General features: G+C 68.0%; 1 protein-coding gene. It reads left to right on the top strand.

The window, feature by feature from the left end; all coding sequences use genetic code 11:
* The coding region (locus OOJ59_RS27945; RefSeq protein WP_268063558.1) for an Ig-like domain-containing protein at positions 1-516 on the top strand (516 nt) is incomplete at both ends.

Raw genomic sequence — 516 nt, 5'->3', positions numbered from 1 at the left:
GCGTGATGGTGAGCATCGACGGCGGTAAGCCGCTGGCGGCGACGAAGGACGCGGACGGGCAGTGGCATATTGACAGCACCGCGCTGGCCGACGGCGACCACACCATTGTGGCCACCGTCACCGACCTGGCCGGCAACACCGCAACGTCCTCACTGACCTTCACCGTCGACACCACGCTGTCGGTGCCGACCATCGATCTGGCGGATGCGTCAGACAGCGGCAGCAGCAACAGCGACAACATCACCCGCGACACCACGCCGGCGTTCACGCTGGGCAGTATCGACGCCGACGTGATCAGCGTGCAGGTGCTGATCAACGGGACGGCTTACCCGGCGACACTGACGGACGGGACGTGGACCTTTACCGCCCCGGAACTGGCGGACGGGGACTACAGCGTCACGGTGCAGGTCACCGACGACGCGGGGAACGTGCAGACCTCCACCGCGCTGGCTGTGACGGTGGACACCCGCGTGGCGGCGCCGGTGATCGCCCTGAGCGACGACACCGGCACCCCCG

Origin of the sequence: Citrobacter sp. W9 (assembly GCF_026719375.1) — a bacterium.
Classification (GTDB): Bacteria; Pseudomonadota; Gammaproteobacteria; order Enterobacterales; family Enterobacteriaceae; genus Citrobacter; species Citrobacter werkmanii.
The sequence above is the reverse complement of the archived record's forward strand: the minus strand, read 5'-3'. Positions and strand labels throughout refer to the sequence as shown.